22 protein-coding genes and 1 pseudogene are annotated in these 21,141 nt (G+C 69.2%); 6 read left to right on the top strand and 17 right to left on the bottom strand.

From position 1 onward, the window contains the following. Window positions 1-121 precede the first annotated feature (121 nt). Window positions 122-949, bottom strand: coding sequence for a pantoate--beta-alanine ligase (gene panC / locus EV644_RS18825; protein ID WP_132189592.1), 828 nt, complete (start codon window positions 947-949; stop codon window positions 122-124). Next, complete coding sequence (locus EV644_RS18820; protein ID WP_132189591.1) at window positions 946-1,803, bottom strand: Rossmann-like and DUF2520 domain-containing protein; 858 nt, start codon at window positions 1,801-1,803, stop codon at window positions 946-948. Before EV644_RS18820 ends, panC begins: the two co-directional genes overlap by 4 nt. A gap of 129 nt (window positions 1,804-1,932) precedes the next feature. Here EV644_RS18820 and EV644_RS18815 point away from each other — a divergent pair, with 129 nt between their 5' ends. After that, window positions 1,933-2,487: a 2'-5' RNA ligase family protein gene (locus EV644_RS18815; RefSeq protein WP_132189590.1), complete on the top strand. Its 555-nt coding sequence runs from the start codon at window positions 1,933-1,935 to the stop codon at window positions 2,485-2,487. Next, a pseudogene (locus tag EV644_RS47210) lies at window positions 2,484-3,143 on the top strand (SAM-dependent methyltransferase); the annotation flags it as partial. The gene EV644_RS18815 and the pseudogene EV644_RS47210, both read left to right, overlap by 4 nt. An 86-nt stretch (window positions 3,144-3,229) precedes the next feature. Here the strand turns inward: EV644_RS47210 and EV644_RS18805 are convergent. Further along, window positions 3,230-4,657: a PH domain-containing protein gene (locus tag EV644_RS18805; protein WP_132189589.1), complete on the bottom strand. Its 1,428-nt coding sequence runs from the start codon at window positions 4,655-4,657 to the stop codon at window positions 3,230-3,232. Continuing rightward, the gene (locus EV644_RS18800; RefSeq protein WP_132189588.1) at window positions 4,654-5,142 is read right to left on the bottom strand and encodes a PH domain-containing protein; all 489 of its coding nucleotides are present in this window, start codon (window positions 5,140-5,142) and stop codon (window positions 4,654-4,656) included. The genes EV644_RS18805 and EV644_RS18800 overlap by 4 nt, the downstream gene beginning before the upstream one ends. Before the next feature lie 190 nt (window positions 5,143-5,332). Here EV644_RS18800 and EV644_RS18795 point away from each other — a divergent pair, with 190 nt between their 5' ends. The 3 genes from EV644_RS18795 to EV644_RS18785 all read left to right on the top strand — a co-directional run bounded on the left by EV644_RS18795 (window position 5,333) and on the right by EV644_RS18785 (window position 8,478). Continuing rightward, complete coding sequence (locus EV644_RS18795) at window positions 5,333-6,538, top strand: NADH-quinone oxidoreductase subunit D (protein WP_132189587.1); 1,206 nt, start codon at window positions 5,333-5,335, stop codon at window positions 6,536-6,538. A gap of 310 nt (window positions 6,539-6,848) precedes the next feature. Next, entirely contained in the window at window positions 6,849-7,175 is a 327-nt protein-coding gene (locus tag EV644_RS18790; protein WP_132189586.1) for a helix-turn-helix domain-containing protein, read from the top strand. Then, window positions 7,168-8,478: a type II toxin-antitoxin system HipA family toxin gene (locus tag EV644_RS18785; protein WP_241998367.1), complete on the top strand. Its 1,311-nt coding sequence runs from the start codon at window positions 7,168-7,170 to the stop codon at window positions 8,476-8,478. Before EV644_RS18790 ends, EV644_RS18785 begins: the two co-directional genes overlap by 8 nt. A 25-nt stretch (window positions 8,479-8,503) precedes the next feature. Here the strand turns inward: EV644_RS18785 and EV644_RS18780 are convergent, their stop codons facing one another. From EV644_RS18780 to dacB, 12 genes are all read right to left on the bottom strand, one after another. Then, window positions 8,504-8,860: a hypothetical protein gene (locus EV644_RS18780; protein WP_241998366.1), complete on the bottom strand. Its 357-nt coding sequence runs from the start codon at window positions 8,858-8,860 to the stop codon at window positions 8,504-8,506. A 95-nt stretch (window positions 8,861-8,955) separates the two neighbouring features. Continuing rightward, window positions 8,956-9,474, bottom strand: coding sequence for a DUF3180 domain-containing protein (locus EV644_RS18775; RefSeq protein WP_241998365.1), 519 nt, complete (start codon window positions 9,472-9,474; stop codon window positions 8,956-8,958). A gap of 2 nt (window positions 9,475-9,476) precedes the next feature. Further along, complete coding sequence (folK, locus tag EV644_RS18770; RefSeq protein WP_132189583.1) at window positions 9,477-10,043, bottom strand: 2-amino-4-hydroxy-6-hydroxymethyldihydropteridine diphosphokinase; 567 nt, start codon at window positions 10,041-10,043, stop codon at window positions 9,477-9,479. Beyond that, on the bottom strand, window positions 10,040-10,441 hold the full coding sequence (gene folB, locus EV644_RS18765; RefSeq protein WP_132189582.1) for a dihydroneopterin aldolase: 402 nt from the start codon (window positions 10,439-10,441) through the stop codon (window positions 10,040-10,042). Before folB ends, folK begins: the two co-directional genes overlap by 4 nt. After that, window positions 10,438-10,902, bottom strand: coding sequence for a nuclear transport factor 2 family protein (locus EV644_RS18760; RefSeq protein ID WP_132189581.1), 465 nt, complete (start codon window positions 10,900-10,902; stop codon window positions 10,438-10,440). The genes folB and EV644_RS18760 overlap by 4 nt, the downstream gene beginning before the upstream one ends. Further along, a complete protein-coding gene (gene folP, locus EV644_RS18755) occupies window positions 10,899-11,696 on the bottom strand; it encodes a dihydropteroate synthase (protein WP_132189849.1) in 798 nt (265 codons plus the stop codon). The genes EV644_RS18760 and folP overlap by 4 nt, the downstream gene beginning before the upstream one ends. A gap of 339 nt (window positions 11,697-12,035) precedes the next feature. Beyond that, the gene (gene folE, locus EV644_RS18750; RefSeq protein ID WP_132189580.1) at window positions 12,036-12,644 is read right to left on the bottom strand and encodes a GTP cyclohydrolase I FolE; all 609 of its coding nucleotides are present in this window, start codon (window positions 12,642-12,644) and stop codon (window positions 12,036-12,038) included. After that, window positions 12,613-14,643: an ATP-dependent zinc metalloprotease FtsH gene (gene ftsH / locus EV644_RS18745; protein ID WP_132189579.1), complete on the bottom strand. Its 2,031-nt coding sequence runs from the start codon at window positions 14,641-14,643 to the stop codon at window positions 12,613-12,615. Before ftsH ends, folE begins: the two co-directional genes overlap by 32 nt. 179 nt (window positions 14,644-14,822) lie before the next feature. Beyond that, complete coding sequence (gene hpt, locus EV644_RS18740; RefSeq protein ID WP_132189578.1) at window positions 14,823-15,374, bottom strand: hypoxanthine phosphoribosyltransferase; 552 nt, start codon at window positions 15,372-15,374, stop codon at window positions 14,823-14,825. A 59-nt stretch (window positions 15,375-15,433) separates the two neighbouring features. Next, window positions 15,434-16,588, bottom strand: coding sequence for a tRNA lysidine(34) synthetase TilS (gene tilS, locus EV644_RS18735; protein ID WP_132189577.1), 1,155 nt, complete (start codon window positions 16,586-16,588; stop codon window positions 15,434-15,436). After that, complete coding sequence (locus EV644_RS18730; protein WP_132189576.1) at window positions 16,560-17,654, bottom strand: zinc-dependent metalloprotease; 1,095 nt, start codon at window positions 17,652-17,654, stop codon at window positions 16,560-16,562. Before EV644_RS18730 ends, tilS begins: the two co-directional genes overlap by 29 nt. 61 nt (window positions 17,655-17,715) lie before the next feature. Next, a complete protein-coding gene (dacB, locus tag EV644_RS18725; RefSeq protein WP_132189575.1) occupies window positions 17,716-19,077 on the bottom strand; it encodes a D-alanyl-D-alanine carboxypeptidase/D-alanyl-D-alanine endopeptidase in 1,362 nt (453 codons plus the stop codon). Between the two features lie 50 nt (window positions 19,078-19,127). Between dacB and EV644_RS18720 the strand changes: the two genes are divergently transcribed. Beyond that, on the top strand, window positions 19,128-19,616 hold the full coding sequence (locus tag EV644_RS18720; protein ID WP_132189574.1) for an inorganic diphosphatase: 489 nt from the start codon (window positions 19,128-19,130) through the stop codon (window positions 19,614-19,616). Window positions 19,617-19,709: 93 nt separating this feature from the next. On the opposite strand, the gene EV644_RS18715 is transcribed toward EV644_RS18720, so the two are convergent. Then, window positions 19,710-21,134: a C40 family peptidase gene (locus EV644_RS18715; protein WP_132189573.1), complete on the bottom strand. Its 1,425-nt coding sequence runs from the start codon at window positions 21,132-21,134 to the stop codon at window positions 19,710-19,712. Between the last annotated feature and the right edge of the window lie 7 nt (window positions 21,135-21,141).

Below are 21,141 nucleotides of genomic sequence, written 5' to 3'. Positions count from 1 at the left end.
GGTGCATCGCAAGGCGGAGAAGGAGCCTCGATGCGGTGTTCATCGTGGCTTCTTCTCCAACGCCGCGAGGTGCCCCTCCGGGCGCCGGAGAACTGCGCCGACCCCCCAACCCCCACCGCACTCACCGGAGCGTGATGGAAATGTTGTCAATGAGACGAGTGGTCCCTACGCGGGCGGCGATGAGCATGCGGGCTTCGCCTGGACCGATCACCGGGCCGAGGTCCGGTGCTCTGAGTGCCAGGTAGTCGATCTCGACCGACGGAACGGCTTCCAGTTCGGCGTGGGCGGCGGCCAGGACGGCGTCCGGGCCGTTCATGCCTGCCTTCGCGCCCGCGGTGAGCGCTCGGTAGAGCACCAGGGCCTCGTCACGCTCGGTCTCGTTGAGGTAGCGGTTGCGTGACGAGAGCGCGAGCCCGTCCGCCTCTCGCACGGTCTGCACCGGCACGATGTCGACGTCCATGTCCAGGTCGCACACCATCTCGCGGATCAGCGTGAGCTGCTGGTAGTCCTTCTCCCCGAACAGCGCCAGGTCCGGCGAGGTCAGGTGCAGCATCTTCGACACCACGGTCAGGACGCCGGCGAAGTGGCCTGGCCGAACCATCCCCTCGAGCTCGTCCGCCAGCGGCCCGGGATGGACCGTGATGGACGGTTCGTTCGGGTAGAGCTCGTCCCGGGACGGGTTGAAGACCAGGTCGACGCCCTCACTCTTGGCGATCGCCAGGTCACTGGCCAGCGTCCGCGGATACCGGTCGAAGTCCTCGGTCGGCCCGAACTGCAACGGGTTCACGAAGATGGTCAGCACCACGCTGCCTTCCGGCCCGACGCGTTCCCGGGCCTCGGCGAGCAACGCCGCATGGCCTTCGTGCAGGGCGCCCATCGTCATCACGACCGCGCGGGGCCGGATCGCCGCGGCTGCCCGCAACTCCGCCTTGGTCTGGGTGAGTCTCACGCCGGTGCCTCCCCTGTTCGATCCCGCTCCAGCACCCCTGCTGCCAACACCTGGTGGAACCGCTCGGCCGTCGTGCGGTCCAGCCGTCCGTCCGCCGCCGCCAGGTCCACCGTCGCCCTGGCCAGCTCGGCGTACGTGCTCGCGGTGCGGCCCCGCAGTACCGCAAGGTGGGCTGCCACCGTGTCCACGTCGCCGCGCGCGATCGGCCCGGTGAGCGCATCATGACCGGACCGCAGCGTGTTGTCGAGAGTTGCGATCAGCAAGGGCCGCAGTGTTGCCGCCGGGTCGGCGATCCCGGCCTCGCGGAGCACCTCGAACGCCTGCGCGAGCAGGGTGGTGAGGTGGTTCGCGCCGTGCACGACGCCCGCGTGGTACAGCGCCCGGTCCTCCTCCGCGACCCACTGCACACCGGCCCCGAGGCTCTTCACCAGCCGCTCGACGACCTCCCGTGCCTCGTCCGGCGCGGTCGCCGTGAAAACGACCTCCGTGAGGTCCGCCGGGCCGCCCGTGAAGGTCATCGGCGGGTGCAGCGCCACCGGGATCGCCTGGACCCCGGCCAGTACGGACAACCCGTGCGCGCCGGACAGGTGTACGACGTACTGGTCCTCCGTCAGCGGGAGATCGGCAGCCACCCGGGCGATCGCGTCGTCCGGTACGGCGACCAGCACCACGTCGGCCCGGGTGGTCACCTCGTCGGGCGACAGGACGGGTACATGCGGAAGAAGCCGCGCGGCGCGGTCGAGTGATGCCCGCGAGCGCGCGGTGAGGCCGGTGACGGGATGCCCGGCGGACGCCAAGGCTGCTCCCAAGGCGCTGCCGGCCCGGCCGGAGCCGATGATGCCGATGCGTTCCATGTCCACTCTCTACGTTCCAGTCCCCAGGGCCGTTCGGGGTACCAGACGAATTGATGCGGTTCAGAAACAGGGTAGTGCGGGCGGCGGGGATGGGGTCGAGTTCTTCGTCACAGGTGGGACGATGTGCCGGTGAACGGACAAGACCCCTGGGCGAAGCGGTCGGGGCTGACCGCGATCCTGATCGCAGTACCGGAGCTCGCCGAGTACACCGATCGCTGGCGGACGGCGTCGTTCTCGTCGGCCCGGCCCGACCTGGCGCTGTCCGAGCTGATCCCGCCGCACGTGACCGTGCTGGTGCCCTGGCTCAGGGACCCGACGCCCGAACACGTCCAGCGGCTGACCGACGCGGTCTCGGAGGTGCGGCCGTTCGAGCTCAGCTTCCCCACCGCCGAGCAGTTCCCGAACAGCCCCGTCTGGCTCCGGCCCGAGCCCTTCGACCAGGTGCGCGCGCTGGTGCGGACGGTGATCAGCGCGTTCCCCGAGTGCCCGCCCTACGGCGGTGACCACCCCGACCCGCATCCGCACCTGACGATCTCCGCACGGGACAGCGACCCGGTGCTGGCCGAGGTCCAGGCTGCTCTCGCCGCCGCTCCGGCCCCGACGGTGACGCTCGACGACCTGACCATCTGGCGCGAGGGCGACGACAAGGTTTGGCAACTGACCGGGTCGGTCCCGCTGGGATGACGACCTTCCGGCAGGCCTGGGACCAGGCGCTTTACGGTCCCGAGGGCTTCTACCGCCGCGAACGCCCCGCAGCCCACTTCCGTACTTCGGTGCACGCGTCCGGGCTGTTCGGCCAGGCGGTCGCGCGGCTGGCCCATGCCGTCGATGCCTCCCAGGTGGTCGACATCGCCGCGGGCTCGGGTGAACTCGGCGAGGTCCTGCGCGCCGAAGGCCTGCAGGTGCTGGACATCGAGCTCGACGACGCGTTGCCCGACCGGCTGACCGGCCTGGTGATCGCGAACGAGTGGCTGGACAACATGCCGTGCGAGCTGGCCGAGCTGGACTCGGCCGGCGTCCCGCGCTACTTGCGGGCGGACCTCACTCCGGGTGACGTTGTGACGGGCAACGACCTGGAGTGGCTGGAGAGGTGGTGGCCACTGCTGGAGCCCGGCGACCGGGCCGAGATCGGGATCACCCGCGACGAGGCCTGGGCGGACGTCCTCGGCCGGCTCGAGGAAGGTGCTGTCGCCGTTGCGATCGACTACGGACACCTGCGCGCCGGCAGGCCGCCGTACGGGACCTTGACGGGGTTCCGGAACGGGCACGAGTGCGACCCGGTGCCGGATGGCTCGTGCGACATCACGGCCCACGTCGCGCTGGACTCGCTGGGTGGCACGGTGACCACCCAGCGAGAGGCTCTGCAGGCCCTGGGCGTCACCGCCGCACGGCCCAGCCAGGAGCTGGCCCGTGAGGAGCCCCTGCGCTACCTGGCCGAACTGTCGTCCGCAGGAGAGGCCGCTGAGCTGCTGGACCCGTCGGGGCTCGGCGCCTTCGGCTGGGTGTGGACGGCGGCCGGGGAGTCCGCAGTACGGCGCGCCTCGCGGGCTCTGTCGGCCTGAGCCTCCAGGAGGGCCGCAGCTTCCGCCAGATCGCGGTGGAGGGCGACAGCGTCGGTCGGGCCTTGCGGGGTGTCTACGTGGACGTTGGCGAGCCCTAGACGGCGCTGCAGCGGTCCCTGCTGGAGACGGACCGACTGCGTCTTGTGGTGAAGCACGATGGACGTACGCCGGCTCACCCACCCACGGGTGGTCACCAGGACCTGCTCGTCGACTCCGTAGGCCAGGTAGCGCCAGCCGACCGGACGCAGCCACTTCGCCCGCTCCGGGGCACGGTGCATCTCGATCGCGGCCAGGTCGAAGCCCGGCAGCACTCGAGCGAGGACGCCGGCCACCTCCTGGCGCTCGCCGACCGGGAGAAGCTGAGCGCCGTCGTTCCTGTCCTCGCCGTCGCCACCGTTGCCACCGACGACGCCCGCGATGTCCAGATCCACCCGGGACCAGCCCAGCAGCCGCCAGATCAGCGGTTCGGTGATCAGCAGGCCCTGGACGCGGCCCGGCGGAACCGTCTGGCGCTGCAGGTCGAACAGGCCGCGCTTGGTCCGCAGCCCGTCGTGCGTCTCGGACAGGGTGAACCTGTGGTTGCCGACGACCTGCTTCCAGATCGGCTGCACGACACCGAGCAGCAGCGGGAGAGCGGCGAACAGGCCGATGTGGAACTCCAGCACCGTGGTCGCGGCGATCAACCAGATCAGGGCGGCCGTACTCGCGAGCACTGTCGACGACAGCAGCGTCGCACCGAGCAGCCGGCCGGTGGGAACCACCAGGAGCGGCTCCGGCTCCGCCTGTGGCGCCTGCTGCTCGGCCGCCTGCTCGCCCTTGGCCCGGTACAGCAGGAGCGCCCGCAGGTTCACCGCCTCGTCGTACCTGAAGTAGCTCAGCCTGCCGTCGCTCTTGCCCCCGCCGGCCACGTCCATCCGCAGCTCGGCCATGCCGAACAACCGGGCCACGAACGGCTGGGCCACGTCGATCGTCTGGATCCGGTCGAACCGGATGATCCGGGTCCGGCGGAACAGGAACCCGCTGTCCACCCGGATCGCGTCCGCGGTCAGCTGCCACTTGGTGAACCACCAGGACAGCGCGCCGAGCAGGATCCCGCCGACCAGTACCGCGAGCAGCCCGAGCCCGGCGATCGTCAGGTCGCTGCGCAGGCCCTCGTTGTTGGCCATCGCGAACGCGGCCACGACGAAGTACCCCCAGCCCTTCACGAACGGGGTCAGCGGGTGCAGCCGGGCCCCGCCGGCCTCGGCCTGCCGGATCTCCGGCGCTTCGGGGGGCGCGGACGGCTCGGTCACAGGCCCCACGCCTGCGCCTGACCGAGGGCGGACAACCGGTCACGCAGGCGAGCCGCCTCGTCCGGATGCAGCCCGGGGATCTTCGCGTCCGTCGCCGGCGTCGCGGTGTGCAGCTCCACCGTCGCCAGGTCGAACGCCCGCTCCAACGGCCCGGCGGCCACGTCGACGAACTGCATCCGCCCGTACGGCACGACCACCAGCTGGCGGAACATGATGCCGTGGCTGACCAGCAGCTCGTCCTCGCGCTCGGCGTACTTCCAGGACCGCTGGTTGCGCCCGATCACGATCCAGGCCCAGCCGAACCCGAGCGCGGCGACCACCACCGCCAGTACGCCGTACAGCCAGTCCATCAGCATTCCGAACAGCAGCAGGCCCGCGATCGCCAGCAGGCCGAACGTGATCGCCGCGTTCAGCCTGCGCACCGTCGCGAGCTTCGGCGAGACCGGCGTCCAGCTGACATCCGAAGGTGCGAAGAGGTCGTCCACCCCTCCAGCCTGTCACGACAGGGTGCCGTGAGCGATGCAACTTGAATGATGGTGGCGTCCAGGTGCGTGCATCGCGGCGTTTGAGAAGCGTCCTCGATGCGGAGCATCGTGGATGATTCTCAAAGGTCGTGAGGTGCGTGCCTGGGCGTCAGCAGCGTCAAATTGCATCGCTCACGGCACACTAAGGGTCATGAGTACCGAAAGAGTGGTGGGAATCGGGGCTGGAGCCGCGGGGCTGGACCCGCTGTACGAACGCGGCGGTACGGGTTCCGGTTCCGAGCTGCCGACCACCGACATGGTGCTCAACATCGGCCCGCAGCACCCCGCGACGCACGGCGTACTGCGGTTGCGGCTGACCCTGGACGGCGAGCGGATCGTCGGCTGCGAGCCGATCATCGGCTACATGCACCGTGGCGCGGAGAAGCTCTTCGAGGTCCGCGACTACCGCCAGATCCTGGTACTGGCGAACCGGCACGACTGGCTGTCCGCCTTCTCCAACGAGCTCGGCGTGGTGCTCGCCGTCGAGCGGATGATGGGCCTCGAGGTCCCGGTCCGGGCGGTCTGGCTGCGGACCCTGCTGGCCGAGCTGAACCGGATCCTGAACCACCTGATGTTCCTCGGCTCCTACCCGCTGGAGCTCGGCGCGATCACGCCGGTCTTCTACGCGTTCCGCGAGCGCGAGACGATCCAGGCGGTGATGGAGGAGCTGTCAGGCGGCCGGATGCACTACATGTTCAACCGGGTCGGCGGCCTCAAGGAGGACCTGCCGCTCGGCTGGCTGCAGCGTGCCGCGGGCGCCTCTGCCGCCGTCCGCCGCCGGCTCCCCGACATCGAGAACCTTGTCCTGGGCAACGAGATCTTCCGCGCCCGGACCGTCGGCGTCGGCCGCCTGTCCCCCGAGCTGATCGCCGCCTACGGCGTCTCCGGCCCGATCGCCCGCGCCTCCGGCGTCGACGCCGACCTGCGCCGCGACGAGCCCTACCTCGCCTACGAGAAACTGGCCCAAGACGGCGTACTGCGCGTGGTGACCCGCACCGACGGCGACTGCTTCTCCCGCTTCTCGGTACTGCTGGAGCAGGTCAAGGTATCCCTCGACCTGGTGGACGCCTGCCTGGACCGCCTTCGCACGATGCCCGCCGGCCCGGTCAACGTCCGCCTCCCCAAGATCCTCAAGGTCCCCGAGGGCCAGACCTACGCCTGGACCGAGAACCCCCTGGGCATCAACGGCTACTACCTGGTCTCCCGCGGCGACAAGACCCCCTGGCGGATGAAACTCCGCTCCGCCAGCTTCAACAACATCTCCGTCCTCCCCGAGATGCTCCCGAACACCATCGTCGCCGACATGATCGCCATCCTCGGCTCAATGTTCTTCGTCGTCGGCGATATCGACAAATAGCTGGTACCCCGCCCACCCAGCTCCCCCGTCGCCGCTCAGCGAATGTCAGGTGGTCGCAGCCGAGCGAGCGACCGTCAGACGGGCCCGATCCGTACGTCGCTCGCTCGTCCGGCTGGCCGAAACTCCACAACGGGCTGTCTTGTGCCAGGTTTCGGCGTCGAGGTCGGCGACTGCTTCGTCCACAGCAGGATCGCTGAACGTCGACACATCCGCACGGAGCCAGCTAGGCTGCACCCAGGAATACTGTATTATTTTTAGGTCACTATCAGACTTAACGTGCCTAAAACAGAACCTTACCTCTGGAGATAGCATGCCTCGGCAGACCAAACCACTGCCACGCCCGGTGGCGCGCGCACTGGGGACGGCTGGTGAACACTTCAGCACTTGGCGCCGTCTCCAGCGCCTCACCGCCGAGCAGGTGGCAGACCGCGCCGGGGTCTCCCGAGGGACCGTCCGACGGCTTGAGGCAGGCGAGGGCGTGAGCCTCGAGAGCACATTTCGCGTCGCCAGGGCACTGGGTGTTCTCGAGCAGTTGGTGACTTCGCTGGATCCATACACGACCGACGTCGGTCGTCTGCGCGCAGACGAGGAGCTTCCTCGGCGCGTGCGCCCGGCCCGGCAGCGTTCCGATGGCTAAGTCTCCGAGAGGCGATCAGGCCGACCGGACCATTGCTGCCACGGGTGACCCGTTGCCCGGCAAGGTTGAGGTGCATGTCCAGATCGACGGACAAGATGTCAGAGCCGGTCAACTGAACTCGCACTACGGACGCGGCACGGAGTCGGCGACGTTCCTCTACGACCCGTCCTACCTCGCCGACCCGCGGGCGTATCCGCTCGAACCGGCACTGCCACTCACCATCGGCGCACAGCACACCGCGGTCGGCGTCTCCATGTTCCACTCCTTCGCGGACAGCTCTCCCGATCGTTGGGGCAAGGTTCTGATCGCCAAGGCTGAGCGGCGCCGCGCGAGGGACGCAGCCTCGACACCCCGCACCCTGAGTGAGTTCAGCTACCTCCTCGGCGTCCGCGACGATCTGAGGCAGGGCGCCATCCGGTTCGCTCTGCCCGGGACGACCGGGTTCATCGCCGACGACGCAAGCGGCGTACCGGCCCTCACGGACCTTCCCGCACTGCTCGACCTTGCCGAGCGGACCGAAGACGACGATGCCGACCTTGCAGGCCTGACGAAGCTGCTCCGAGCCGGCAGCTCGCTCGGCGGCGCCCGGCCGAAGGCGCACGTTCGCACGGACAGCGGCGCGATCGCGATCGCGAAGTTCCCCAGCCGCTCCGACGAGTGGAACGTCATGACGTGGGAGAAGGTCGCCTTCGACCTCGCCCGGGCAGCCGGCATCGTCGTACCGGACTCGGCACTGCTGAAGATCGCGGGACGAGACGTCCATGTGATCAACCGCTTCGACCGAGTGGCGTCCCGCCGGATCGGCTACGTCAGCGCGATGACGATGCTCGAAGCGCGCGACGGCGACACCGGCAGCTATCTCGACATCGGCGCGGTCATCGAGGAGCACTCAGCCGCCGCGAGTGAGGAGCTCCGCCAACTCTGGAAACGGATGGTCTTCTCCGTCCTCATCTCCAACCTCGACGATCATCTGCGGAATCACGGGTTCCTGCACCTGGTCACCGGCTCGTGGGCGCTGTCGCCGGCCTTCGATCTGAACCCTGACCCTTCGCCCGGCGCCAAGTACCTCTCGACCGCGATCAACGAGACGGAGACCGACGCAAGCGTCGAGCTGGCCCTGGAGGTTGCCGAGTTGTTCCGCCTCGACCGGTCGGAGGCGGTGGCGGCGATGGCAGAGGTCGCGAAGGCGGTCTCACGCTGGCGAGACGTGGCAACTCAGCTTGGTCAGACGAAGAAGCAGATCGACCAGCTGGCGCCGGCCTTCGAGCACGAACAAGCCGTCATCGCCCGCCGACTCAGCTGATCCCGCATCCTGCCCAGCAGGTACGTCAGCTGGCGGCTAGGCCGCGGAGCTTGAGGTCTACCACGGTGGGGGCGTCGGCGATCGAGTGTTTGTCGCCGGCGGCAACGACCGTGGCGACTTCCTCGTCGATCTTGTCGAGGCGCTCGTCGATGCGATCCAGGCGGCGCTGCATCAGGTCGACGAACTCGGCGTTCTCGACGACGCGGGCGCTGGTGATGCGGGAGTACTGCTGGGCCACGTGGGCGCGCTCGTCGCTGTGGGCCAGGCGTTCGACCAGGAGCTGGTGGCGGACCAGGAAGGAGGCGCCGATCGCGACCAGAACGGCGGCGACCGCGGCGGCGCGCAGGATCCATTCGTTCTGGGAGAAGAGAGCGATGCTCACAGTCAGGCAGATGACGATCAGTAAGCCGTTCGCGACGGCGAGAACTGTGGCCCTGGTTCGACGGCGGCTACCCCTTGACCCCATGGACCGACATGTTAGGGGGTGTCCTCGGGGTCATCGGGGATACGACACGCCCGTTCGAGTAGCAATCCGGCCGTGACGACCAGCACTGAGATCACGGCCGCAGCACCGGCTGTGATCACGCGGTTGCGCGGCCCGGACGAACCGAGGGCGCCCAGGAAGGATAACGCGAACCCTGCGTAAACACCGGCGCACAACGCGCCGACGAATGCGGACGCTTTTCCGATCAGCAGCAGGAAGACAGCCCGGGACGGCTCGATCCGCTCCCGCCGGACCTGGATCCGCTGGTGGGTGTTGCGGGCGGCGGCGAACAGCAGCGCGGCCAGGAAGCCCCAGGCGACCAGCGTGAGCCACGACACGGTCGGCGCGACACCGCCGCCGGACTCGATCGCCTTGACCAGGGTCCAGCCGATCGCCGCCCCGAGGACGACGATCGCGACCAGCAGCCGACGGGAGGTCGGCCGGACCGAGCCAGGGCGCGGAGGTTCTTTGCCTGCGCCTGGCGCACGATCCGGGCCGGTACCGCCTGACACCACTACTGCAGCTCGATGGTGAGGTCGTCGACCTTCTTCACACCTTCGGTGCCGACACCGGCCAGCAGTTCGGCCACCGGGCCGACGCCGGGCAGGACGGCGTCGGGCTCGATGTCGAGCCACGGCGCCAGCACGAAGGCACGCTCGTGCGCCCGCGGATGCGGGACCGTGAGCTCCTCGGACTCGATCGTCTTCTTGCCGTAGGTGATCAGGTCGACGTCCAGGGTCCGCGGCGCTCCCGGCACGCTGCGCTCCCGGCCGAACGCCTGCTCGACCGCGTGCGCGCGGTCCAGCAGCGTGTCGACCGACAGGGTGGTGTCGGCGAGCAGCACGATGTTCAGGTACGGGCCGGACTCGTCCGGGCCGCCGACCGGCTCGGTCTCATAGACCGGCGAGACGTCGACGACGACGACGTCAGGGGTGTCCCGCAGTGCGTCGACGCCGCCCTGCAGGTTCGCCTCACGGTCGCCGAGATTGCTGCCGAGCGACAGGATCACCTGACGGATCGGCTTGAGGCCACCGCTGAGGGTGTCCGCATCGATGACGTAGGGGCTAGGGGTCTCGGTCACGAGGATTCTCCGGCTCTGCGCTGCACGGTCAGGACAACGTCGTCGAACGGCACCTTGATCGGCGCCGAGGGTTTGTGGATGGTCACCGCGGTACCGCTCACCCGCCGGTCGGCGAGGCACAGATCCGCGATCCGTTGTGCCAGTGTCTCAATCAGGTCGACTGGGTCGTTCTCGATGGCGGCGTGCACCTGTTCCGCGACCACGCCGTAGTTCACGGTGTCGGCCAGGTCGTCGGTCGCCGCGGCCTTGCGGGTGTCGAGCTCGAGCCGGACGTCCACCACGAACTCCTGGCCCTCGGCCCGTTCGTGGTCGAAGACGCCGTGCCGGCCGAAGCCGCGGATGCCGCGGATCTCGATCACGTCGGGAGGTCCGGCGGCAGGCATCACGGGACCGCTCATTCCGCCTCCTCCTGTCGACCCCCAGACGACAGTACCGGGGAGGCGTGGTGGATCCACAACCGCCAGCCGGAAGAAGTTTTCCTGAAGACGTTCGTGGCCAGTGCCTTGCCCCCCGCGAAACCCTCCTCCGGGGCCCCTTCACCGGAGGACAGGACATTCTCCGTACACGTGACGTAAGCCACGTCTTCATCCACTCTTACCTGTACGTCGGTGAGGAAGAACTGGATGTAGGGCGTATTGGCGAAGATCATCGCCCAGGCCCGCATCATCTCGCTGTAGCCGTAGATCGCGGCGTTGCCCGGGTGGATGCAGACCGGATCGGGTTCCGGCAGCCAGACCGCGGCCATCAGGTCCAGGTCACCCGCCTCGAACGCGTTGTAGAACGCCGTGTTCGCGTTCAGCACAACGCTCTCGGCGGAGGCACTCGTCCCTCGCCGCCTACCGCCCGGCTCTTCCGTCATACCGCTCCCCACCTACGCGCCACCCGCACCGCATCCGCGCTCGGCGCCACCGCGTGGGCCCGGACGCACCAGGCGCCCGCCGCGGCGGCGAGGGCGGAGACGGCCGCGCTGGCGTCGTCTCGTCGGACGGCCGGTCTCGGCTCGCCGGTCTTCTCGTCGGCGAGCAGCCTACCGAGGAACGCCTTGCGGGAGGCACCGATCAGCAACGGCTGCCCGAGGACACCGAACTCCCGCAGCCGGCGCAGCACCTCCCAGTTGTGGTCCGCGTTCTTCGCGAAACCCAGTCCGGGGTCCAGTGCGACCCTGTTCAAGTCCACTCCAGCCTGCTGGATCGCTTTCAGCCGTTCGCCGAGCTCCGCGATCACTTCTGCCACCACATCGTCGTACTGCGCCCGCTGCTGCATGTCGGCAGAGTGCCCACGCCAATGCATGCACACGTACGGCGTACCGCGTTGTGCAACGAGGCCGAGCATGTCCGGATCGGCCAGCCCGCCGGACACGTCGTTCACCATCACGGCGCCGGCGTCGAGCGCGAGGGCAGCCACGTCGGCCCGCATCGTGTCCACCGAGATCAGCGCTCCCTCGGCGGCCAGGGTCTCGATCACCGGCAGCACCCGGCGGATCTCCTCGGCCGGTGCGGGGCGTTCGGCGCCCGGCCGGGTGGACTCGCCACCCACGTCCAGCAGGTCCGCGCCCTCGGCCAGCAACTCGCGGCCGTGCTTGATCGCGGCGGACGGCTCGAACCACTCACCACCGTCGGAGAAGGAGTCCGGGGTCACGTTGACGACGCCCATCACCAGACAGCGATCCGGTGTGGGCAGGCCTTCGACATGACTCGGTGGGGCAGTTCGCACCCGACCACCGTAGTGGCCGCGCCCGAACCGCCCCACCTAGGTACCAGGCCCCCATCGACTCCCGGCTCCGCCGAGGGTCGCTAACCCAGTACCAATGAGGCGCCGCTAGCGGACAGCGCCTCACCGATCGGTTGTGAGTAGGACTCGTTCGCCTGCCCGTGCCCCTGCCTGTGCGATAAAAGCACCACTACGGAGAGTATTCGCTCAGACACAGATTGTCTACGCCTACGGCTCCGAAATGTTCAGCGAAACCGGCGCGGTGAAGCTACGGGTACGGCGTCAGCCGACGATCAGGCTCATCGCCTCGGCCCGGGTGACCGGGTCGCGGAGCTGGCCGCGGACGGCCGAGGTAATCGTCTTGGCACCCGCCTTGCGGACGCCGCGCATGGTCATGCAGAGGTGCTCGCACTCGATCACCACGATCACGCCGCGCGGCTTCAGCAACTCCACCAGGGAATCCGCCACCTGGGTGGTCAGCCGCTCCTGCACCTGCGGGCGTTTCGCGTACAGGTCGACTAGCCGGGCGAGCTTCGAGAGCCCGGTGATCCGCCCGTCCGCGCTCGGGATGTAGCCGACGTGCGCCACCCCGGTGAACGGGACCAGGTGATGCTCGCACACCGACCAGACCTCGATGTCCTTGACCAGCACCATCTCGTCGTGGCCGAGGTCGAAGGTGGTGGTGAGCACGTCCTCGGGGAGCTGGCCCAGCCCGGCCGTGATCTCGGCGTACGAGCGCGCGACGCGGGCCGGCGTGTCCTTCAGGCCTTCACGATCCGGATCCTCGCCGATCGCGATCAGCAGTTCCCGGACCGCACGCTCGGCCCGGTCGTGATCGAACTTCGGCGAGGTCACCGGGTCAGTCCACTGGCGGAGTGGGGCCACCGCCATAGTTCGGGCCGTGCGCGGCCTCGTCCGGGCCGACCGATCCGCCGGGGATCACGTCGGACAGCGAGCCGTTCTGCTCGCCGCGGTTCGGCAGCGGCATCACCGGCGGCTGCTCCGACGGCACCCGGGTGGACGAACCGGTCCAGGCCGGCCGCAGCTCGCGCTTCTGGATCGGCGTGAAGATCCGGGCGATCTCGCCCTTGTCGAGGGTCTCCTTCTCGAGCAGCTCCTCGACCAGGTGGTCCAGCACCGCGCGGTTCTCGGCCAGGATGTCGAAGGCCTCCTGGTGCGCGTTCAGGATCAGCTTGCCGACCTCCTCGTCGACCGCCGCGGCGATCTCCTCGGAGTAGTTGCGCTGGCTGCCCAGATCCCTGCCCAGGAAGGGCTCGCCGGAGTCCTGGCCGAACTTGATCGCGCCCAGCCGCTCGGTCATGCCGTACTGCGTGACCATCGCCCGGGCGAGCGCCGTCGCCTTCTCGATGTCGTTGCTCGCGCCCGTGGTCGGGTCGTGGAACACCATCTCCTCGGCGGCGCGGCCACCGAGCATGTAGGCCAGCTTGTCGAGCATCTCCGACCGGGTGGTCGAGTACTTGTCCTCGTCCGGCAGCACCATCGTGTACCCCAGCGCGCGACCGCGCGGCAGGATCGTCACCTTGTGCACCGGGTCGGAGTGCGGCAGCGCCGCGGCGACCAGGGCGTGTCCGCCCTCGTGGTACGCCGTGAGTACCTTCTCCTTGTCCGACATCAGCCGGGTCCGGCGCTGCGGTCCGGCGATGACGCGGTCGATCGCCTCGTCCAGCGCGTTCTTGTCGATCTGTTGCTTGTTCAGCCGGGCGGTGAGCAGCGCCGCCTCGTTCAGCACGTTGGCCAGGTCGGCACCGGTGAAGCCCGGCGTACGGCGGGCAACCGCGCGCAGGTCGGCGTTCTCCGACATCGGCTTGCCGCGGGCGTGCACCTTCAGGATCTTCTCGCGACCCGGCAGATCCGGAGCGTCGACCGCGATCTGGCGGTCGAAGCGGCCCGGGCGCAGCAGCGCCGGGTCGAGCACGTCCGGCCGGTTGGTGGCCGCGATCAGGATCACACCGCCGCGCACGTCGAAGCCGTCCATCTCGACCAGCAGCTGGTTCAGCGTCTGCTCGCGCTCGTCGTGGCCACCGCCGAGGCCCGCGCCACGGTGCCGGCCGACGGCGTCGATCTCGTCGATGAAGACGATCGCCGGGGCGTTGGTCTTCGCGGTCTCGAACAGGTCGCGGACCCGGGAGGCACCGACACCGACGAACATCTCGACGAAGTCAGAACCGGAGATCGAGTAGAACGGCACGCCCGCCTCACCGGCGACCGCGCGGGCCAGCAGGGTCTTACCCGTACCGGGCTGGCCGTACAGCAGGACGCCCTTCGGGATCTTCGCGCCGACCGCCTGGAACTTGCCGGGTTCCTGCAGGAACTCCTTGATCTCGCCGAGCTCCTCGATCGCCTCGTCACACCCGGCCACGTCCGCGAAGGTCGTCTTCGGGGTGTCCTTGGTGATCAGCTTGGCCTTCGACTTGGCGAAGCTCATCACCCGCGAGCCGCCGCCCTGCATCGAGTTCATCAAGAAGATGAAGACCACGGCGATCAGCAGGAAGGGGATCAGCGTCGAGAACACCTGGCCGATGAAGCTCGGCTTCGGGTTCTCCACGTCGTACTTCTCGAGCTTGCCGTCCTGGAACAGGGTCTGCAGCTGGGTGCCCAGCGTGTTGGCCTGGCCGTCGACCCAGTGGGCCCGCACCTTGGTGCCGTCGGTCTTCTCGACCCGGATCTCCTGGTCCGGGTCGATCAGCGTCACCGACTTCAGCGTCTTGTCGCTCGACGAGGTGGCCTGCTGGATCAGTTGCACGACCTGGCCCGTGGGCTGGGTCTTGTACCCGGTCGAGCCGGTCAGGAGCTGTCCGATCACCAGTACGCCCACGAAGGCGATGACGATCCAGAACAGGGGTCCGCGTAAGAAGCGCTTCACGTCCATGATCAGGGCAGGCGCCCCGTCCCTCCTAGCTCAGCAGGCCCGGGTGTGTGGGCTTGTGACGGTAATACCAAGTCCAAGTGTCTCGTGTCGGGCAAGCGTGCCCACCACGAGGGTCACCGAACGACGGTACGGGCCCTGTCTACAGCCTGTCACCAACTTCGCCGAGCGCGAAACCGAGGTCAGGAGTAGACGTGCGGCGCGAGGGTCGCCACGCAGCGCAGGTTCCGGTACTTCTCGGCGTAGTCCAGGCCGTAGCCGACCACGAACTCGTCCGGGATGTCGAAGCCGACGTACTTCACCGGGACCGCCATCTTGGCCGCGTCCGGCTTGCGGAACGCGGTGCAGATCTCCACCGAGGCGGGCTTGCGGGACTGCAGGTTGCTGACCAGCCAGCTCAGCGTCAGCCCGGTGTCGATGATGTCCTCGACGATCAGCACGTGCCGGTTGGTGATGTCGGTGTCCAGGTCCTTCAGGATCCGAACCACCCCGGACGACTTGGTGCCCGAGCCGTAGGAGGAGATGGCCATCCAGTCCATCTCGACGTGCCGGCGGAAGGAGCGGGCCAGGTCGGCCATCACCATCACGGCACCCTTGAGGACGCCGATCACCAGCAGGTCCTTGCCCTCGTAGTCGGCCTCGATCCGCACGGCCAGTTCCTTGAGCTTGGCCAGGATCTCGTCCTCGGTATGGAGGATCTTGGTCAGGTCCTTCTCGATGTCCGCCGCATCCACGGGATCAGCGTGTCATACGCAAGCCCGATCCGATCAATCCGGGGGCGGTCCCTGACCGGTCAGGTCAGCCCTGGAGCGAGCACGATCGAGCCATCCCGCCGGACCGCCCGAACGCCTTGTGGCAGGTCGATCCAGCGTTGCCCGCGCCAGTCCGTGATCAACAAGTCGACGGCGGCGATGTGGCCCGCTGTGAGATCCGTCGCTTTGCAGCCGGCCTCGAGGGCCGCTTGCCGGAGCGCCCTGGTCCGGATAGCGGTCGGTTCCACCTCGAGCATGCCGATGTCGCAGACCACCTCGTCCTCGGTATGCCGTACCGCGGTCTCCGCGAGGTCGGCCGCCAGGACGTCGAGAGCGTCGGCATCGGCCCGGAGGAGCCCAGCGGTCCGGGCGAGGGCCTCGGTGACACCGGGCCCGAGAGCCTCCTCGAGCACCGGCAGCACCTCGTGCCGCACCCGCACTCTCTTGTACGTCGGGTCGTCGTTGTGCGGGTCATGCCACGGCCGCAGGCCCGACGCGATGCACGCGGCGGCCGTAGTACTCCGTGGCACGTCCAGCAAAGGACGTCGGAGGAGTCCTGCCGCCGGGGCCATCCCTGCCAGCGAGCGGGCTCCTGAACCACGCGCCAACCCGAGCAGGACGGTCTCGGCCTGGTCGTCCCGGGTGTGGGCCAGGAGGATCACGTCTGCACCGAATTCGTCGGCCGCGTCCCGCAGGGCGTCGTACCGGGCTCTACGAGCGGCTCCCTCGGGGCCGCCTTCAGTGCCGACCTCTACTGGGCGTACCTGGACGGGATCGAGGCCCAACGAGCGGCACTGGTCCGCAGCGGCCGCCGCGACGTGGGCGGAGTCCGCCTGCAGCCCGTGGTCGACGATCACCGCCCCGGCCCGGAGCCCGAGCTTCGGCGCCTCGAAGGCGGTCGCCGCGGCCAGTGCGAGCGAGTCAGCGCCACCGGAGCAGGCGACCAGCAGAAGCGTCCCGCGGGGTAGCTCGACGAGTCCCGCGCGGACGGCTTCCCGCGTCCGCGCGACCGCCGGGTGGAGCCGGCCACGCCGCTCCTCCACCAACTCTTCTGCCTCCTGCTCCCCGCTCGCCGCCCGGTGACGGCCGGCCGACGCCGGCTCAGCCACCTGCTCGTCGCCCTGCCCGTCCGTCGCCGTACCTCGCTCACCGTCGGCCGGCGCGGTGTCAGCCGTGGAGTCGGGAGACCCAGGCATCGGGGTTGGCGATCTCGTTCTTGGTGGGCAGGGTGTTCGGGCCGGTCCAGACCCGGTTGAAGCCCTCCATGCCGACCCGGTCGACCACGCGGCGGACGAAGGCGGCGCCGTCCTGGTACTGCTTGAGCTTCGCGTCCAGCCCGAGCAGCCGCTTCAGCAACTGGTCCACGGGGCTGCCGCTGGTGCGGCGGGAGGTGAACTTGGCGCGGATGGCGTCCACGGTCGGGATCACGCTCGGCCCGACGCCGTCCATCACGAAGTCCGCGTGGCCCTCCAGCAGCGACATCACCGCAGTCAGCCGGTCCAGCACGGCCCGCTGCTCCGGCGACTGCATCAGGTCGACCAGGCTGAGCTCGGCGTCGCCCTTCACCGACCGCCCGAGCCGCTGCACGGCTTCGCGGAACATCGCCGCGTACGCCGAAGCGTCCAGCTCGGCCTCGTCCAGGAACAGGGCGATCTCGGAGCGCAGGTGGTCCCGCAGCCACGGGACCGCGGTGAACTGCACCCGGTGGGTCTCCTCATGCAGGCACACCCAGAGCCGGAAGTCCCGCGGTACGACGCCCAGCTCGGACTCGACGTGCATCACGTTCGGCGCGACCAGCAGCAGCCGGCCGGTCAGGTCGGGACGCGCCGGGTCGGGCTCGGACGGGTAGAACGGGTCGAACTGCCCGAGCACCCGGGAAGAGAGGAAGGCCAGCAGTGCGCCGGCCTCGATCGCGGTGACACGGGAACCGACCGCGGACGACAGCCCGCCGGTCCGCTCCTGCTTCTCGCGCAGCTTGTCCGCCAGGGGTTGCAGCACGGTCCTGAAGCCGTCGGCGTTGGCCTGCACCCAGCCAGGACGGTCCACGATCACCACGGGTGCCGTGGCGGAGGTCGCCCGCAGCCCGGTGAACTCCCGCACATGATGCTCCGAGTCGGCGGCGAACTGCCGCAGCTCGGCGACCACCTGGTCCGCTTCGGCGCGACTGACCGCCGGCCCCGGCCGGAGCAGCTTGCGAGCCACTCCCGTCGCCAGCTGCCAGTCGACCATGTCAGCCGCGGTCCCACCTTCCGCCGTACTCATGTTTCGACCCTAGTGCCATGTTCCAACCTGCGCCTTCCCACCCGCACCGGTTGAGGCGGGGTCAGCTGGTGCAGCCGCAGGTGGAGAGGGCGGCGGAGGCTCGGTCCAGGGCGGCTCGGGCGTCTAGGGCCTTGGCGGGTGGGGCGGTGTCTGTTGCCACGGCGAAGACGAGGACCGTGCCTGAGGTGGTGCGGACCAGGCCGGCCAGGGAGTGGACGCCGGTGAGGGTGCCTGTCTTGGCGCGGACCAGGCCTGTGCCGGCACTCGTACCGGGGCTGGCGAAGCGGTCTTCGAGGCTTCCGGTGAAGCCGGCCACGGGCAGACCGGTCAGCAGGTGGCGTAGTTGCGGCTTGTCGGGCGAGGCCGCCACCCGGACCGCGCCGGCGAGCAGGTCGAGCGGGACCTGGTTGGTGCGCGACAGCCCGCTGCCGTCCTCGATCCGGGCCTTGCTGACGTTCAGCCCCAGCTTGGTCAGCGTGGTCCGGACGCCCGTGATCCCACCGGCGTAGGAGCCGCCGTTGTCCGTCGCCAGCCCGACGTGCCGCAGCAGCACCTCGGCGCCGTCGTTGTCGCTGTGCAGGTTGACGTACTCGACGATGTCCCCGAGCGAGGCCGAGTGCACCTGGGCGACGTCCTCCCCCGACGAAGCCGCCACCGCGGGCTTGATCGCCTTCGCCACGGTGATCCCGGCCGCCCGCAACTGCAGCGCGAACGCACTGGCAGCCGCCTGAGCCGGAGAGGTCGCCCGCTTCGCCATCCCCGGAGTCATTCGTCCCTCGTTCACCCAGAGCGCGGAGGTCCGGGCGGCGATCCCCTCGGTGAGGTACTTCGGCTCCCACTTCGCATTCGCGGCGGGCCCGGTGAACAGGCCGGCGTCGTACCCGAGGGTGACGCTGGTGATCCCGTCGGCCTCGAGCGCGGTCGCAGTACTGACGGCGAGTTCCTGCAGGGAGGCGCGCGGCGGGAAGTCCAACGGGTCGGTGACTCGCTTCGTCGTCAGCAACGGGTCTCCACCGCCGACCAGGATGATCGAGCCGGACCCGGAGCGCACCACCTTCGTGGTGAACGTGTGGTCCGGCCCCATCGTCTCCAGCGCCGACACCGTGGTCAGCAGCTTCATCGTGGACGCCGGCACGAAGCCCGTCGCAATACCTGCCGAATAGACAGCCTTGCCACGCGACGCGTCGTACACGTAGACGCCGTGATGCCTTCCCAGCGACGGATCCTTCATCGCCGCCGCCAGCACCTTCTGTACGCCGACAGTGGTCGGCGCGGTCCCCTTGGGCTTGGCCGGGGCCAGTACTGCGGGGGCGGCGGTGCCGCGCTGGGACGAGCCACGCACTGCCTGCGCGCCGCTCGTCAGGCCGGCCAACAGCGTGCAGGCCAGCAGCGTGACGAAAACCGCACGGGGAGAACGGGCCACCGGGCTGCTCCTGTCATTTCAACGGTGAGAACCGTGACAGTATCTGCCGTATGGAGTTCGACGTCTTCATCGAGATCCCCAAGGGCACCCGCAACAAGTACGAGCTGGACCACACGACGAACCGGATCCGGCTCGACCGGACCCTGTTCACGTCGACCCAGTATCCGGCCGACTACGGGTTCATCGAGGACACGCTGGGCCAGGACAGCGACCCCCTGGACGCTCTGGTGCTGCTGCCGGAGCCGACCTTCCCGGGCTGCCTGATCAGGGCTCGCGCGATCGGCATGTTCCGGATGACCGACGAGAAGGGCCCGGACGACAAGGTCGTCTGCGTGCCCGCCGGCGACCCGCGCCAGGAGCACCTGCGCGACATCCACCACCTGCCCGAGTTCGACCGGCTGGAGATCCAGCACTTCTTCGAGGTCTACAAGGACCTCGAGCCGGGCAAGTCGGTCGAGGGCGCCAGCTGGGTCGGCCGCGCCGACGCCGAGGCCGAGATCAGCGCCTCCTTCGAGCGGCTCAAGACCCAGCCGCACTGACCCCTGCGGTTCCGATCGGCTGGTCGGCCGAGCGGTTCCGGCGGACGAGGGACATCGCGGCGGTGAGCAGCGCCCTGCTGCGCGGTCGATTCATCAAGGGCGGCCGAAGAAGTCCGGGGATTCCCAGTAGTAGACGCTGTCGATCCTGACCGGCTTGCCGGTGCGCGGCGCGTGCACCATCCGGCCACCGCCGAGGTACATGGCGACGTGGAAGATCGTGCCCGGATCGTTCGCGTTCTCGGCCCAGAAGATCAGGTCGCCGGGCCGCAACTCGTCCTCGGAGATGCGCTTGGTCTGCTCGTACTGCGCGACGCTGTAGTGCGACAGTTCCACTCCGGCCCGCTGCCAGGCGGCCATCGTCAGACCCGAGCAGTCCCAGCGGTCGGGTCCGGCCGCGCCCCACAGGTACATTTCGCCGAGCTGCGACAGCGCGAAGTCGACGGCGGCTCGGGCACCGCGCGAGTTGTGCCCGGAGCCGCCGCCGTTGTCGTTGCCGCCGGTGCCAGTGCCGGTGCTGGTGCTGGTGCCCTTGCCGGTGCCGCCGCGATCGGGCTGGTGCTTCGGCGGCTTCGCCTTGTGCTGGTTCCTGGCCTTGTTCTCCCGCTCCTCGCGAGCCTTCTCGGCCGCTTCGCGAGCGCGCTCGGCAGCCTCCCGGACCGCGATCCGCTTGCGCAGCTCCTCCGCCTTCTTGGCGGCCAGCGCCGCGGCCCGCTGCCGGGCGAGCTCCTCCAGGCCACGTTGCCGCTGCTCGGCGACCTGGACCGAGGTGTTCCGAAGGGTCGCGAGCTGGGCGATCTGCTGCTTGCGCTGGACACCGATCGCGGTGACTGCGGCGGCCTGGTTCGCCTCGGCGGCCTCGGCAGCGGCCTTCGCCTTCGCCGCTTCATCGGTGGCGGCCTTGACCTTGGTGACGGCCTGGTCGGCCTGCACCTTGAACGCGTTGCTGACCACCTGCGTCGCCGTGAACCGGAGGAAGGATCCCTGCATCGCCTGGGACACCGAGCGCGCGGCCCCGGCCGAGTCGAGCAACTGCTGCGGGCCTTCCGAGGTCAACAGCGGCCCGATCTTCGCTAGGTCGCCACCACCCTGGTACGACGCGGCGGCGAACCGGCCGATCTGGCGGCGCTGAGCGGCCAGCGTCTGCTCCGCCTTCTTCGCCCGGTCGGCGGCGGCGGCGGCATCGGTCTTCGCCTGCTGCAGGCGGTACATCGCGCCGTTGTAGGCCTCGTCGGCCTTGCCGGACTCGATCCCGAGCCGCTCGAGGCGGTCGTTCGCGGCGGCGAGCTGCTGCTCGATCGTGGCGACCAGGGCCGCCTTCGCGGCAGCCGCCCGCTTGGCCGCGTCGACCGTGGACTGTGAAGGAATGACCGGCGGCTTGGGATCAGCCTGCGCCGGGACCGGGATCAGGGCCATGGTTCCGGCCAAGGAGACCGCGAGCACCCCGGAGAGCAAAGCCCTGCCGGTCTTCCCGGTGCTCGTGTCCCGCTGACCGGACGTAGCCCCAGTGGGCGTCCGCATCGGGTAC

Origin of the sequence: Kribbella orskensis (genome assembly GCF_004342085.1) — a bacterium.
Taxonomy (GTDB): Bacteria; Actinomycetota; Actinomycetes; order Propionibacteriales; family Kribbellaceae; genus Kribbella; species Kribbella orskensis.
This window is presented reverse-complemented; position numbering and strand designations above follow the sequence as displayed.